Source organism: Paenibacillus sp. FSL R7-0273, assembly GCF_000758625.1.
Taxonomy (GTDB): Bacteria; Bacillota; Bacilli; order Paenibacillales; family Paenibacillaceae; genus Paenibacillus_AQ.
On record NZ_CP009283.1, the window covers coordinates 4761734 to 4776772 of the forward strand.

17 protein-coding genes are annotated in these 15039 nt (G+C 54.6%); all 17 read right to left on the minus strand.

What is annotated here, in order from left to right; all coding sequences use genetic code 11:
- Positions 1-13: 13 nt before the first annotated feature.
- On the minus strand, positions 14-835 hold the full coding sequence (gene trpA, locus R70723_RS20500; RefSeq protein ID WP_039874919.1) for a tryptophan synthase subunit alpha: 822 nt from the start codon (positions 833-835) through the stop codon (positions 14-16).
- Positions 835-2031, minus strand: a complete 1197-nt coding sequence (trpB, locus tag R70723_RS20505) for a tryptophan synthase subunit beta (RefSeq protein ID WP_039874921.1) — start codon at positions 2029-2031, stop codon at positions 835-837. The genes trpA and trpB overlap by 1 nt, the downstream gene beginning before the upstream one ends.
- Entirely contained in the window at positions 2028-2711 is a 684-nt protein-coding gene (locus R70723_RS20510; protein WP_039874923.1) for a phosphoribosylanthranilate isomerase, read from the minus strand. Before R70723_RS20510 ends, trpB begins: the two co-directional genes overlap by 4 nt.
- A complete protein-coding gene (trpC, locus tag R70723_RS20515; protein ID WP_039874926.1) occupies positions 2704-3534 on the minus strand; it encodes an indole-3-glycerol phosphate synthase TrpC in 831 nt (276 codons plus the stop codon). The genes R70723_RS20510 and trpC overlap by 8 nt, the downstream gene beginning before the upstream one ends.
- Positions 3524-4564, minus strand: a complete 1041-nt coding sequence (gene trpD, locus R70723_RS20520) for an anthranilate phosphoribosyltransferase (protein WP_039874928.1) — start codon at positions 4562-4564, stop codon at positions 3524-3526. Before trpD ends, trpC begins: the two co-directional genes overlap by 11 nt.
- Before the next feature lie 72 nt (positions 4565-4636).
- A complete protein-coding gene (trpE, locus tag R70723_RS20525) occupies positions 4637-6190 on the minus strand; it encodes an anthranilate synthase component I (protein ID WP_039874929.1) in 1554 nt (517 codons plus the stop codon).
- A gap of 337 nt (positions 6191-6527) precedes the next feature.
- Complete coding sequence (gene aroH, locus R70723_RS20530; protein ID WP_039874930.1) at positions 6528-6899, minus strand: chorismate mutase; 372 nt, start codon at positions 6897-6899, stop codon at positions 6528-6530.
- Positions 6893-7996, minus strand: coding sequence for a 3-dehydroquinate synthase (aroB, locus tag R70723_RS20535; protein ID WP_039874932.1), 1104 nt, complete (start codon positions 7994-7996; stop codon positions 6893-6895). The genes aroH and aroB overlap by 7 nt, the downstream gene beginning before the upstream one ends.
- A gap of 2 nt (positions 7997-7998) precedes the next feature.
- The gene (gene aroC / locus R70723_RS20540; RefSeq protein WP_039874935.1) at positions 7999-9168 is read right to left on the minus strand and encodes a chorismate synthase; all 1170 of its coding nucleotides are present in this window, start codon (positions 9166-9168) and stop codon (positions 7999-8001) included.
- A gap of 199 nt (positions 9169-9367) precedes the next feature.
- Positions 9368-9529, minus strand: a complete 162-nt coding sequence (locus R70723_RS33800; RefSeq protein WP_179088054.1) for a hypothetical protein — start codon at positions 9527-9529, stop codon at positions 9368-9370.
- Between the two features lie 105 nt (positions 9530-9634).
- The gene (locus tag R70723_RS20545; protein ID WP_039874937.1) at positions 9635-10435 is read right to left on the minus strand and encodes a CheR family methyltransferase; all 801 of its coding nucleotides are present in this window, start codon (positions 10433-10435) and stop codon (positions 9635-9637) included.
- A gap of 27 nt (positions 10436-10462) precedes the next feature.
- A complete protein-coding gene (gene ndk / locus R70723_RS20550) occupies positions 10463-10906 on the minus strand; it encodes a nucleoside-diphosphate kinase (protein WP_039874938.1) in 444 nt (147 codons plus the stop codon).
- Between the two features lie 88 nt (positions 10907-10994).
- Complete coding sequence (locus R70723_RS20555; protein WP_039874941.1) at positions 10995-11963, minus strand: polyprenyl synthetase family protein; 969 nt, start codon at positions 11961-11963, stop codon at positions 10995-10997.
- Entirely contained in the window at positions 11960-12820 is an 861-nt protein-coding gene (locus tag R70723_RS20560) for a menaquinone biosynthetic enzyme MqnA/MqnD family protein (RefSeq protein ID WP_039874943.1), read from the minus strand. The genes R70723_RS20555 and R70723_RS20560 overlap by 4 nt, the downstream gene beginning before the upstream one ends.
- Complete coding sequence (locus R70723_RS20565) at positions 12817-13425, minus strand: UbiX family flavin prenyltransferase (protein ID WP_039874944.1); 609 nt, start codon at positions 13423-13425, stop codon at positions 12817-12819. The genes R70723_RS20560 and R70723_RS20565 overlap by 4 nt, the downstream gene beginning before the upstream one ends.
- On the minus strand, positions 13422-14294 hold the full coding sequence (locus tag R70723_RS20570; RefSeq protein ID WP_039874946.1) for a UbiA-like polyprenyltransferase: 873 nt from the start codon (positions 14292-14294) through the stop codon (positions 13422-13424). The genes R70723_RS20565 and R70723_RS20570 overlap by 4 nt, the downstream gene beginning before the upstream one ends.
- Positions 14287-15039 carry a demethylmenaquinone methyltransferase gene (locus R70723_RS20575; RefSeq protein WP_047171174.1) on the minus strand — a complete coding sequence of 251 codons (753 nt, stop codon included), beginning with the start codon at positions 15037-15039 and terminating at the stop codon, positions 14287-14289. The genes R70723_RS20570 and R70723_RS20575 overlap by 8 nt, the downstream gene beginning before the upstream one ends.

Genomic DNA, 15039 nt, shown 5'->3' on the forward strand with positions numbered 1-15039 from the left:
GCAGGCTTGACAGTTATGGTTTTAATTGTGCCACAAATTCACGAATTTGCAACAGCCCGCCGCTCCGGGTAGCCGGGTTATCCAGCAGCGGTATAACCTCCTCCACCTTGCGGACGATAGCGCTGCCCACAACGACACCGTCGCATATCTGTGCGAAGTGGGCCACCTGCTCACCGGTGGAAATTCCGAAGCCTACAGCTACAGGCAGATCCGTTGCACGGCGGACCGAAGCAATGAATTCGTCTACACCGCTGTGAAAAGAGGACCGCTCCCCTGTCACACCCAGGGAAGAGACACAATAGACAAAGCCGCTCGCTCCTGATACGATCCGTTCAATCCGCTCACTTGAGGTCGGTGCAACCAGCGGAATGAGATTCACGCCAGCTTCACGGCTGCGCCGGCGCAGGTCCTCCGACTCCTCTACAGGCAGATCGGGAATGATCAGTCCGCTGATCTCATGTGTATCCAGCTCGGCAAAAAACGTATCAAGACCCATCTGCAGCACCGGATTGTAGTAGGTGAACAGGATGAAAGGCAGCTTACTGCCATTCTGCCGCGCTTTGAGTGCGGTCTCCATACAGGTGCGGAGGTGAACCTTGCCGCGCAGCGCTCTGGATGAAGCCCGCTGAATGACCGGGCCGTCAGCCAGCGGATCGGAATAAGGAACACCAAGCTCCAGCACATCCGCTCCGGCAGCCTCCAGCTCGGCAATAATGTCCAGCGTGGTGTCAAGATCCGGATCGCCCACGGTCAGAAATGGGATCAGGGCTGTTTTGCCCTCCGCTTTGAGCTTCCGGAAAGCCAGATCCATCCGGTTTGTCGTTTCTGTGGTCATTACAAATCCGCCCCTTCCGTATAGGCCATAATGGACTCCACATCTTTGTCTCCCCGTCCGGAGAGGCAGATTACCACGATGTCGTCCTTGCTGAGTCCAGGGGCAATCTTCGCTGCATGGGCGATGGCATGCGCCGATTCCAGGGCTGGTATGATGCCTTCCGTTACACATAACAGCTTAAGCGCATCCAGCGCTTCCTTGTCGGTAACAGGGACGTACTTGGCGCGCTCAATATCCTTGAGATACGAATGCTCCGGGCCAACCCCCGGGTAATCCAGACCGGCCGAGATAGAATGGGCTTCGGTAACCTGGCCGTATTCATCCTGCAGCAGATAGCTCATTGAGCCCTGGAATACCCCGTGGGAGCCTTTGCTCATGGTTGCCGCATGGAATGGGGTATCGACGCCTTTACCGGCAGCCTCTACACCGATCATGCCGACATTCTCGTCCTCCATGAACGGATAAAACATGCCGATGGCATTGCTGCCTCCGCCGACAGCGGCAACCAGCAGATCCGGCAGACGGCCTTCGGCCTCCAGAATCTGCCGCCGCGTTTCGTCTCCGATAACCCGCTGGAAATTACGGACCATCATCGGGTAAGGGTGGGGACCGACTGCCGAGCCCAGAATATAGAAGGTATCCTCAACATTGCTGACCCAGTAGCGCAGCGCTTCATTGCCGGCATCCTTGAGCGTCCGGGAACCCGAAGTCACCGGGATAACCTCTGCACCAAGCAGCTTCATGCGGAACACATTAAGCGCCTGGCGGCGCGTGTCCTCCTCGCCCATGAACACTTTGCATTCCATGCCCAGCAGCGCTGCCACCGTTGCGGTAGCTACCCCGTGCTGGCCGGCGCCCGTTTCAGCAATGACCTTGGTTTTGCCCATCTTTTTAGCGAGAATCCCCTGCCCGATCGCATTGTTGATCTTATGGGCTCCGGTATGGTTGAGATCCTCACGCTTCAGATAAATCTTCGCCCCGCCAAGCTGGCTGGTCAGCCGTTCTGCATAATACAGGGGGGTTTCACGCCCGGAATACTGCTTCAGCAAATACTCTATTTCTTCCTGAAAAGCCGGGTCTGCCGAAAACTTGGCATAGGACTCCTCCAGCTCAATCAGTGCATTCATCAAGGTTTCAGGAACGAAGCGGCCTCCAAAAGAACCAAAGCGCCCGTACTTGTCCGGTACTTGTATCATGATTGCTTCACCCTTTCCACGAAAGAAGTCATTTTGGCAATATCCTTTACTCCGCTGCTCTCCACACCGCTGGATACATCTACTCCGTCAGGGCTGTAGCCGCTGAGCAGCTCACCCACATTACCCGGATGAAGTCCCCCGGCTACAAATAGAGGCAGCCCGTGCCTGGAAGCAGCCTGCAGGAAAAAGGGAATCCTGTCCCAGTCAAAGGTACGGCCGGAGCCGCCGCTTCCCTGCGGATCATAGGTATCCAGCAGCAGGGCATCAACGCTGCCTGCATAGCTGTCTACAACACGGCTCCGCTCCCCTGCGCTGTCCGCTGGACCGCCGTCTGCTACGGAAATAGCTTTCCAGATCTTAGCCTGCGGAAAAGCCTGCTTTACCTCTCTGCAAAACCCGGGGCTCTCCTGTCCGTGCAGCTGGATGACATCCAGCGGAACGACGGCCAGCAGCTCCTTCAGCTCCTGCAGCTCCGGATTCACGAACACTCCGGCTGCCCCGGGAGCCTTATCTGTATCCCAGCCGGGCAGCTCGGCAGCCAGCAGAGCTGCCTGTTCTGCGGTGACTCTGCGGCGGCTTGGGGCAAACACAAAGCCGATATAATCAATTGGCAATGACTTCATAGATTTTAGCACTTCAACGTCCTGAAGTCCACAGATTTTTACCAGCGCTTCAGCCATGCAGGGCACGATCCTTTCCGGCAGTAACAGGTCCGAGCAGCCCGTATACAGCTTCTTCCACGTTATCCTGCCGCATCAGATATTCCCCGACCAGCACGCCGACAGCGCCGCTTGTGCTTAAATAATCGATATCAGCAGGACCGGCTATCCCGCTTTCGCTAATCACAGGCACTCCGGCCGGCACCAGAGCCGCCAGCTCGGCTGAGGTCTCCAGCCGTGTCTCAAACGTGCGCAGATTGCGGTTATTGATGCCGAGCAGCACGTGAGGATGCTCTATTTTCCCGGTGCCCGTTACCAGCTCCAGCTCGCTGCGGTCATGAATCTCAATCAGCACATCCAAATCCAGGGACGCTGCCAAATCGGTAAAGGAAGCCAGCTGCTCCGCCGTCAGAATGGCCGCAATCAGCAGTATGGCATCTGCCCCGAGTATCCGTGCTTCATAAATCTGGCGCTCATCAATGATAAAATCCTTGCGAAGCAGCGGAAGGCTTACCGCTTCCCTCACCTGCTGCAGGAATGCATTACTGCCCTGGAAGTAATCCTGGTCAGTCAAGACCGAAAGGCAATCAGCCCCGCCGGCTTCGTAGCCCCGGGCAATTGCAGCCGGATCAAAATCGGCACGGATCAGCCCCTTCGACGGGGATGCCTTCTTAACCTCGGCAATCAGCCCCATACTGCGGTTCCGGCGGTTCACCAGCGCATCCCTGAATCCTCTGGTAGCCGGCAGGCCGGATATAACCTCTTCAGCATCTTCTATAGAGAAGCTTCTGCCCAGAGCTTCAACCTCTTTCACCTTGGTAGCGACAATTTTATCAAGATACATAGTCAAGCTCCTTTGTCATAGCTTTCAGCTGCTCCAGCTTGAGCAGCGCTTTGCCGGAATCAATCATCTGGCGCGCCTGCGCCACACCTTCGCTGAGGCTGTCTGCCAGTCCGGCAACATAGATACAGGCGCCGGCATTGGCCAGAACAATGTCACGGTATGGCGTGAGCGCTCCCTGCAGCACCGCAGTAATAATAGCTGCATTCTCGGCAGCATCTCCGCCCAGTACAGCCTCCAGCGGATGTCTGCTAAGACCGAGCTCTTCCGGCGTAATCTCATAAGTGGTTACTATACCGTTCTTTAACTCCGATACCTGTGTAGGTGCCGATATGCTGATTTCATCAAGGCCGTCCAGACTGCTCACGATCATAGCCCGCTTAGAGCCGAGCTCCTTCAGCACGTTAGCTACAATCTCCGTCTTATTCCGGTCGTAGATGCCCATCAGCTGCCGGTCGGCTCCAGCCGGATTGGTCAGCGGGCCCAGCATGTTGAATACAGTCCGGACCCCAAGCTCACGGCGCGGTGCGGCAGCATGCTTCATGGACGGGTGATAGATCTGCGCGAACAGGAAGCAGATTCCGATGCTGTCCAGGCACTGGCGGGCCTGCTCCGCATTCAGATGAATGTTCACACCCAGCGCTTCGAGCACATCCGCGCTGCCTGCTCTGCCGGAGGCGGAGCGGTTGCCGTGCTTCGCGACGCGTACAGAAGCCGCTGAAGAGATAATCGCCGAGGCAGTGGAGATATTGAATTTATGAATACCCGACCCGCCGGTACCGCAGGTATCCAGCAGCCGGGTGCGCTCTGTAAGCACCGGCGTTCCAAATCCGCGCATTGCTTCCGCGAAGCCGGTAATCTCTTCAACGGTCTCGCCCTTGATCCGCAGCGCGGTCAGCAAGGCGCCGATCTGCGCCGCCGAGGCGGTTCCGTTCATAATTGTTCCCATTATTTCACGGGCCTGCGCCCGGCTCAAGTCTTTTCCTTCGATCAATCCCGCAATCCCTGATTGTAATAACTGGCTCGCTTCCATAGTCATTCTCCTTATAAAAGTAGTATGGAGCATTCTCTGCTCGGCTCATCTATTCTTCGCTGCTTCTCTCGCTTACGGGGTATATTCGTACATGTAATCCTGATTGATTACCTGCGGTTCTCTGATCTCTGCCGGAAACATGGCTTCTGCCATCCGGATCGCTTTTAACATCGCCTTTGCTTTGTTAAGGGTCTCTTCGTATTCCTTCTCCGGCACCGAATCCCAGACAATCCCCGCCCCGGCCTGCACGTAAGCCCGGCCTTTGCGGAAGATGATAGTACGGATCGTGATGCAGGAATCCATATTACCGGAGAATCCGAGATAGCCGATAGCACCGGCATAAGCGCCTCTGGCTTCCCGTTCCAGCTCGGAGATAATTTCCATCGCCCGCAGCTTCGGCGCACCGGAGACGGTGCCGGCCGGCAGGCAGGACAGGAAGGCATCGAAGAAATCCTTGTTTTCATCCAGTGTTCCCGACACATTGGATACCATGTGCATTACATGGGAGTATTTCTCTATTTCCATAAAGGAGTCGCATTTCACTGTGCCAAACTTTGAGACCCGGCCCAGATCATTGCGGCCCAGGTCAACCAGCATCAGATGCTCCGCCCGCTCCTTTTCATCCTCCAGCAGCTCCTGCGCCAGTGCCCGGTCTTCCGCTTCAGTCTCCCCGCGCGGCCTGGTCCCGGCAATCGGCCGGGTCGCTACCCGGCTGCCGTCCACCTTCACCAGCGCCTCCGGAGAGGTGCCGACGATGATCTCCTCATCCATCTTGAGATAATACATGTAGGGTGAAGGGTTCAGCGTACGCAGCATCCGGTACACATGCAGCGGGGATACCTCAGTCTCAATATGCAGCCGCTGCGACAGCACTACCTGAAAAATATCTCCCGCCCGGATATACTCTTTAGCCTGCTCGACATTGGAAATGTACTGCTCCTTGGTCAGGTTGGAATGAATCTTGCCCAGCTCAATGTCCTCCGGAATACTGCGGCGGTTGACATTCTCCTTCGGCCCTTCCTTCTGCAGCTCCTCGGCGAAATCCTCCAGCCTGCGGTTCAGGGCATCATAGGCGGCCCGGATATCGGAATCCGTATCGCCTTCTTTGATATGCAGGTTGCCGATCAGCAGGATCTGCTGCTTCACATGATCAAATACAATGATGCGGTCACAGAACATAAAGCGGATATCATCCGTCCCGAGATCATCCACCGCGTGCGGGGACAGCTTCTCATAGTATTGCAGCAGATCATATCCGAAGAATCCGATCGCCCCGCCGGTAAAGGGAGGCATTCCGTCCAGCTTCGGACTGCGGTACGAGCGGAGCAGCGCTTTTAGCTCCTCGATCGGTTTGCCGGTGAGCCGCTTCTGCTCTCCCCCCACCTTTACATGGATGGCGTTCTTTTTACCCGAAATGGTCAGAAACGGGTCGCTGCCGATAAAAGAATACCGCGCCCACTGAATGCCGCCCTCTACGCTTTCCAGCAGGAAAGCATGGGATTCGCCGGCAAACCGCTGGAACAGCCGGATCGGCGTCTCCATATCAGCCAGCAGTCTTTTTACTACAGGAATCAGATTATACTCCCGCGACAGCTTTACCGCTTCTTCAACGCTAGGGTTCGTCATTTCGGATACCTCCTTGGAATGGTTGGATCTATAGTCCGGAATACAAAAAAACCTCTACCGGAGTAGAGGTTGTGTAGGCAAGTATATGAAAAAGCGCACTGGATCAGGCAACTGCTCCGTAATAAACATAATCGCCCCTTAAAGGATAGACGGGTAGCACAAATAACTACCAGCTCATAATCCGTACGGACATATGTAATAAACGGAATGCCTCGGATAAACATCCTGCACTCATCTCTGCTATACTCAACTAGGCTCTAACTAAACTCAACTTCTCTCGGCTAACTACACTATACATGATGACGGTGTTCATTGACAACCCGCAGCGGCAAATTAATTACTTGCCCTGTGAGAGATCAGGACGAAGCTTCTTAGCTTCATTAAGATATACGTGGCGGATATCACGCTGGGATTTGTCTGTATTGACCTGTACCATCAGGCGGATACACATCGGCAGCCCGCCTTTGACGGGAATCTCAACGGAGCACATGAGCGGCACCAGCTCCCAGCCTTCAATCTCGCGGATCGCCCGTGCCGGAAACGTCGCATCCAGATCTCCGGTCACAGTAATCCATACGCTGCAGATATCCTCGGCAATTACATCATTGCGCTCAACGATTTCCCGAAGCAGCACTACTGTTTCACGCAAAATTTCATTTTCCTCATTATTGACTACGGTCGTTGCACCGCGGATTCCCCGGTTTACCATGGGCTCCCCTCCTTCTTAAGCTGTGCGATAACCTCGCGCACGGCGCTCTGCTGCACATCATTAATGATGCTCACAGCACCGATTGAATCAGGCACGATGAAGGTCATTTTACCTTCCTTAAACTTCTTGTCATGCATCATCGCTTCCATCAGCTGATCCGCACTGTACTCCGCCGGAAGTCTGACGGGAAGTGACAGTGCAGACAGCATGGAGACGGTATCCTCATAAATTACGCGGTCCCGGCCCAGCTTAGCCGCCAGCAGCGCTGACCCGGCCATGCCGATGGAAATGGCCTCCCCGTGCAGGAATACACCATAGCCGCCTACTGCTTCAATAGCATGACCGATGGTGTGTCCCAGGTTGAGAATGGCCCGCAGGCCGTTCTCACGCTCGTCAGTACCCACAACGCTGGCTTTAACGGCACAGCCGCGCTCAATCGCATAGCCAAGCGCCTCAGCATCGAGGGCCAGCAGCTCTGAAGCGTGCTCGCGGCACCAGTAAGCAAACTCTTTATCCAGGATAAGGCCATGCTTCACCACTTCAGCCAGTCCCGAAGATACCTCACGGGGCGGCAGCGTACGCAGTGTATCCAGATCATACAGGACCATGGACGGCTGATAAAAGGCACCGATCATATTCTTCGCCAGCGGATGGTTGACGGCCACCTTGCCGCCGACGCTGCTGTCATGGGCAAGGATGGTCGTCGGAAGCTGAACGAAGCCGATCCCCCGCATATACGTGGCAGCCACATACCCGGCCAGATCTCCGACAACACCGCCGCCAAGCGCCAGAACAGCAGAGCTGCGGTCCAGCCCGGCCTTAATGGCCGTTGTAATTACTTCTTCATATACCGCCAGTGATTTGGATGCTTCCCCCGACGGTATTACATGACTAACGACAGTATAGCCCTGTCCGCGCAGTGAGGCTTCGACCACATCCAGATAACGCGGGGCTACCTCACTGTCACTGACCACCAGCAGCGGGCTGCGTACCGGATACCCGGCTTCCCGGCAACGCTCGCCGGCTGTCTGCAGCAGGCCGCTGCCGATCAGGATCGGATAGGAGCGTTCCCCCAAATCCACAGTAATGCTGCGCATGATCAGTAGCTCTCCAGCTGGGCCAGATAGCTGTTGTAGTTAGCTCTGACTTCCTCAATAGAGTCCCCGCCGAACTTATCGAGGAAGGCCTTGGCAAGCTCCCAGGCTACAACACTTTCCAGTACCACACAGGCAGCAGGAACCGCGCAGGCATCCGAACGCTCCACCTGGGCCGTAAACGGCTCTTTAGTGTCGATGTCCACGCTTTGCAGCGGCTTGTACAGGGTAGGGATCGGCTTCATGACGCCGCGGACCACCACCGGCATTCCGTTGGTCATACCGCCTTCGAAGCCGCCAAGCCGGTTGCTTGCTCTGTAGTATCCACGGGAAGGATCATACATGATCTCGTCGTGCACCTGTGAGCCGCGCAGGACACCCGCTTCGAAGCCGATGCCGATTTCCACGCCTTTAAATGCATTGATCGACATAACGGCACCGGCAATTGCCGCATCCAGCTTGCGGTCATATTGTACATAGCTGCCGAGACCGATAGGCAGGCCTTCCACGACGCATTCCACAATACCGCCGATGGAGTCGCCTTCCTCCTTGATCTTGTCTATGTATGCCTCCATCTTCTGCTCAGTTTCTTTGTCCACAACTCTGACAGATGATTCCTCGGTCTTCGCAATCAGCTCGTCGATAGGCAGATCGTTCGCAGGCGCTTCAATCTCGCCGATCCGGATAACCTGGCCGGCAATCTTCACGCCGAATTCAGCCAGCAGCTGCCGGGCTACCGCACCGACCGCCACTCTTGCCGCCGTCTCACGGGCGCTGGAGCGCTCGAGTACATTGCGCAGATCCTTATGATTATACTTGAGTCCGCCGTTCAGATCGGCATGTCCGGGACGCGGACGGTTCACACGCCGCTTCTCCTCGTCACTGCCGGGAATCGGCTCAATATTCATAATATTCTTCCAGTGTGTCCAGTCCTTGTTCTCGACTACAAGGGCAACCGGGGCACCTGTTGTATACCCGTGGCGTACTCCGCCGACGATCTGTGCCGTATCCTTCTCGATCTGCATACGGCGTCCGCGGCCGTAGCCCTTCTGTCTGCGGTGCAGCTGAAAATTAAGCTCTTCGAAATGAAGTGTCAGATTGCTTGGCAATCCCTCGATAATGGCTGTAAGCTGGGGGCCGTGCGTTTCCCCCGCTGTCAAGTAGCGTAAACTCATGCTGCGTTCCCCTTTCACACTTTTAAACTGTAAACCGCTAAAATATAAAAACTCTTGCCTCATTATAGTATAGGCTACACGCTTTGACAAGAAAGGATAGCTTCAGGACGGACAGCTTCCATACATATAAGAACAGCGCCGCCCCGCTCTTTCGAGCTTAGGCGGCGCTGCCTGCACCTCACGGTTCCGTGCTCCGAATCTAGCTTCCCATTCTCCGCTGCGCCGGCGGGACGTTCTGTCTGCCCTCCTCCTGCCTAAGCAGGCTCTGCAGCTGAAGCTCCTCGACGCCAAGAATTTGCCCGCACTCGCGGACGGTCAGAAACCCGCGTCTGTACGCGGCAATGACCTTGCTTTTGTCCATCTGGATTACGACCTTTCGCATGACATACGGTATCTACTATCCATTATCACTGAAAAGCGGATAAAGTATACTCTGCTGCAGGAAGAATGACAAAGGCACGCGGAGCTATTTTTTGCGGTAGAAGAAGGTTTCCGTTGATTCAAATCCGTATTGTGCCGGTGTAAAAATCTGCTCTGTGCTGCCTACGAACAAATATCCGCCGGGCCGCAGGCTTGCCGAGAATTTGTGGTACAGCTTGTTCTTCGCTTCTTCGGTAAAATAGATCATTACATTGCGGCAAATAATCAGATCAAAGCCGTCATCAAATTTGTCGAGCAGCAGGTTCTGCTTGCGGAATTCGATGTTTTTCTTGAGGGTCTCACTGACCTTGAATACCGGGCCTTCGGGCGTAAAATAGCGGTCAGCCACATCCTTCGGCACATCCTTCAGCGAACGCTCCAGATAGAGCCCCTGCTTCGCTTTGGCCAGTGCCCCGTCATCAATATCCGATGCGAGAATGCCGGTCTGGGATAGCAGATTTTTGTCCGCGAGAATCATGGCGAGCGTATACGGCTCTTCTCCGGTGGAACAGGCTGCACTCCATAGCTTCAACCGGCGGCCGGATTGCTGCAGCTCTGGTAAAATAACGTCCCGCAGCACCTCCCAGCGGTTCGGATTACGCCAGAACTCTGATACGTTAATCGTCATGCGGTCCAGAAATTCATAGAATAAGGCCTTGTCCTTCATCATAGCAGCAAAAAAATCCGTGAATGAATGATACCCGTTCTTCATCCGCAGTGTAGTCAGCCGGCGCTTCATCTGGGCTTCCTTATATTGGGCAAGGTCGATTCCCGTGCTCTGCTTAACATTATGAATAAAACCGGTGTAATCCGGGTCCGGTGCTGTTGTTTCTTCACGATCAGCCATTATTAACCCCCTGCCTCCCGCCTGGATCTACATCCAGACCGCGATGTCTTTATTGTAGTCATTCAGTTCATCGGGAGCAAAGAAGTTGGCGATTTCCCGTGCCGCACTTTCCGGAGAATCCGAACCGTGAATGAGGTTAAGCGGAGTGTGGCTGGCATAGTCACCGCGGATGGTACCCGGCAGTGCTTCACCCACCTTGGTTTTGCCAATCAGCAGACGGGACAGGGCGATCACGTCATCACCTTCCCAGACCATCGCGAATACGGGACCTGAAGTAATGAAGCCTACCAGCTCTGCGAAGAAATCCTTGCCTTCATGCTCAGCATAATGCTTCTTGGCCTGTTCTTCGGTAACTGTAATCAGCTTAGCTGCAACCAGCTTGAAGCCCTTATCCTCCAGACGGGCGACAATACGTCCGATTAGTCCGCGCTGTACACCATCCGGTTTGATCATCAGATACGTCTTTTCCATAGAGCCACTCTCCATTTTCGCTTTTTATTTTCTGATATTATCAGAAAGCCTGCCATCTGTGAACGCTTATTATTCCTTTCAGGAGGAGTTAGTAAGCCCGTCCCGTCACAAAATAGGCAATATCGCGCAAATTGCGTCTCGTTCTGTTGCTCGGAAGCTGCTCCAGCGCAGCCAGCGCCTTGTCGATATAGCGTGAGGCCAGCTCCTCTGCCCTTGTTATGCCGTCACCGGACAGAATAAGATCAACCGCACGGCCGACTCCGGCCTGCCCGCTGCGGATCAGCGCAAGCTCCTCGAGCAGCTGCGGGCGCAGACGGCTGTCCTCCAGGCTGTAAATAACCGGCAGCGTAATATTCCCCTGTCTCATGTCACTGCCGGGCGGCTTGCCGATCTGCTTCTCGGTTCCCGACAGATCCAGCAGATCGTCACGGATCTGAAACGCCATTCCGACGTTATAGCCGTAGTTATACAACAGGCGGGCCGTTTCCGGCTCGCTGTCTGCAGCCAGCGCCCCGAGCTCGCAGCTGATTGCAATCAGCAGCGCTGTTTTGCGCCGGATGCGCCGCAGATAATGGCGCACGCTCTGTCCGCTGTTGAAGAAATCGCGGATCTGTTCCATCTCGCCGACCGACATCTCCACCATCGCTTTGGACAGGATAAGATGAATCCGCGGATTCTTGAGCTCCGAAGCCATCACGAGCGCCTTGGCATAAATGTAATCACCGGTGTACATGGCGATCTTGTTGCCCCATTTGGCCTTTACAGTAAGCTCTCCGCGGCGCAGCTCGGCGTCGTCAATCACATCATCGTGAACCAGCGACGCGCTATGTATAAGCTCAAGCGGTATGGCGACACGCTTAAGCTTCTCCAGATCATACTGCCCGAACTTGCCTCCCATCAGGACAAATACCGGGCGCAGCCGTTTGCCGCCGGCCTTCAGCAGATGGAGTGAGGTTTCTGTAAGCAGCTCATCATCGCCCTGCACACTGCGGTATAGCTCCTTTTCAATCTGATCCATGTCTTTGCTCAGCATCCCAAAAATTTGCATTCGCTTCATTCGTTCACCCGTGTCAGCAGATTACGGCTCCATAGCTCCATTTTCACTTCCTGCGGCAGCAGGCCCATCTCATAGGCGTAGCGGAAATAGAGGTTTAGACCTTCCTGCTGCCTTTCCCCAAAGTCATAACATAAATTGCTGAAATAGCCGTTCCAGTATTCTGCTGTTCCCCCGACCCGCGAACAGGCTTCACGGATGATCGGCCCAAGATTGTTAACTCCGCGCTGCTTGCTGTCCACAAAGGCTGCGGCAATCTCGGCAACCGCCTCCGGCTTATGCCTTGCCGCCTCCCGGTTAACCGCCCAGACGGCAAAAGTCATGCTGTGCCCGGTCCATTCCTTCCATATATGTCCAAGGTCCGTAACCAGGTAGCCCTGATCCTGCCAGGCCGCCTTGATGGCATGATCGCCGATCAGCAGACAGGCATCCGCCTGATCCATCATACTGTCAAGCTCCGGTTCAGCGGTGACATATTCAGGACTACAGCCGATAGCCTTCTCCATCAATATTTTGAGCAGATTGACTGAGGTTGCCGAGGTGTTGGTTACCGCAATCCGTCCTGTCCCGATCTGCTCTGCCGGCACTCTGGAGAAGAGCAGGATTGAATTCACCGGCCCGTCTGCACTCACAGACAGATCAGGCAGCAGCAGCAACCGGTCACTGGCCTCAGCGTAGGCAAAGGAGGACAGTGCGCCGACATGAATTGTACCGCGGTTCATCCCCTGATTAAGAATGGCAGGCACTTCACTCACCATCTCGGCCGGATGCTTCAGGGCAGAGGGGTTAAAATTGTGAAATACCGGCCATGAGTTGGTGTAACTGATTTTTCCGATTACAGTATGCTGGTGTTCTCTCATTCTTCTTCCCCCCATCTGCGAAATAGGCTGTGCTCAATGCCCAGGCTGTCAAGCACCTTACCGACCATGAAGTCTACCAGATCATCCATGCTGCGCGGGCCGAAATAAAAGGCCGGCATCGCCGGGATCAGCTTCACTCCAAGCCGTGACAGCTTCAGCATGTTCTCCAGATGAATCGCATGCAGCGGGGTCTCGCGGGGCACCAGGACAAGCGGCCGTCCTTCCTTCAGCATAACGTCAGCAGCCCGTGTCATCAAATTGTCAGAGCTTCCATGTGCTACAGCAGACAGTGTGCCCATCGAGCAAGGCATAATAATCATTCCTTCCGTCCGGAAGGAGCCGCTGGCTATGGAGGCCCCGATATCGGCTACCGGATGATAATGCAGAGAACCGGGATAGCCGCTGAACTGTCTGTTCAGAAAGCCCTCCCGGTCAGAGGCGTTAAAGCCCAGCTCTTCCTTGAACACCCGCCAGCCTGCATTACTGACCACAAGATGAACGCTATATCCCAGTGACAGCAGAGTTTCCGTCAGACGGACACCATAAATCCCGCCGCTCGCTCCCGTAATTCCAACAACAAGGCGTTTAGGCTTCGGCTCAGTCATCTGAACTGCACCACCAGGTCAATCAGGGTAAAAGAGAACACAACGATACTAAGCACACCATTCATTGTAAAGAAAGCGGTCTGAAGGCGGCTCAAATCACTAGGAGACACAATATGATGCTCGTAAAACAAAATAATGTAGGCAATGATCATCCCTGCTACATACCACCAGCTGAGATCTGTCATAAAGAGCAGGGACACGAATCCGATCCCGGTTAAAATATGAAGTCCCTTGGCAATAACCAGCGCACGGGCAACTCCAAAGCGTACCGGAATGGAATAGAGCCCCTCCCGCTTGTCAAACTCGACATCCTGGCAGGAATAAATGATATCAAACCCTGCAGTCCAGAAAACGATCGTGAAATAAAAAATCATCGCCGTCAGGTCCACATTACCCGTTACCGCTACCCAGCCGCCCAGCGGAGCAAGCGCAATAGTCAGTCCGAGGATCAGATGACAGGTCCAGGTAAAGCGCTTCGTAAAGGAATAGAACACAAGCAGAAATACAGCAACCGGCAGCAGCTTGGCTGACAACGGATTCAGCTTAAAGGCGGCCCAGAATAATAAAAAGAAGGAAATAGCGATAAAGACCGATACTTCTCCGACCTTCAGCAGGCCGGCAGGAATGGCTCTCCCGGCTGTCCGGGGATTCTTGGCATCACTGATCCGGTCAATCAGCCGGTTCAATCCCATAGCCGCGCTGCGGGCGCCGAACATGGCAACGACGATCCAGCCGATCTGCGGCCAGGACGGCAGCTTGCCGAACATGACGACCGATCCGAGCAAAGCCCCCATAAAGGCGAACGGTAAAGCAAAAACAGTGTGTTCAAACTTAATCATTTGCAGAAAAACGCCGACTTTTTTAAACATTACAGTTCTCCTTGAACCCAATATGTAGTGCTGCGATGCCTCCGGTCAAGGGGAAGGATTCCACTTTCGTCAGTCCGGTCTCACGGAAAATCACCGCAAGCTGCTCTCTGTCCGGAAAGAGGGCCAGTGATTCGGGTAACCATTTGTACTGCTCATACCGCTTGGCAAACAGCTTGCCGAGAAGCGGAAGCACCCGCTGGAAATAAAAATAATAAATGCCCTTAAAGGGCTGCTTCATCGGCTTGGACAGCTCCAGACAGACGACCATCCCCCCTGGTTTCACCACACGCTTCATTTCGTTCAGCACTTGAACGAGATCAGGCACATTGCGAAGCCCGAAGCCTATAGTCGCATAGTCAAAGGAATTGTCGCCGAACGGCAAATCCATTGCATTGCCCTGAATCAAGGAGATTCTGTCCTGAAGCCCCTGGGCTTCCACTTTGCCGCGTCCGACTTCAAGCATCCCCGCACTAAAGTCAAGTCCTACAACAGAGCCGCTCTGGCTCGCTTCAGCCAGGGCGATGCTCCAGTCACAGGTTCCGCAGCAAAGATCCACAGCAGAATCCCCGCGCTTCATCGCCATCTTGCGCATCGTGAACTTGCGCCAGGCTTTATGGCGGCGGAAGCTCAGGATGTCGTTCATCAAATCGTATTTGCCGGCTATGCTCTCAAATACGGAGTGCACAAACTGCTCTTTCGGCTTAACGCTCGTATCTCCCAGTGCGGAAGTTTTCTCTGTAGTCAT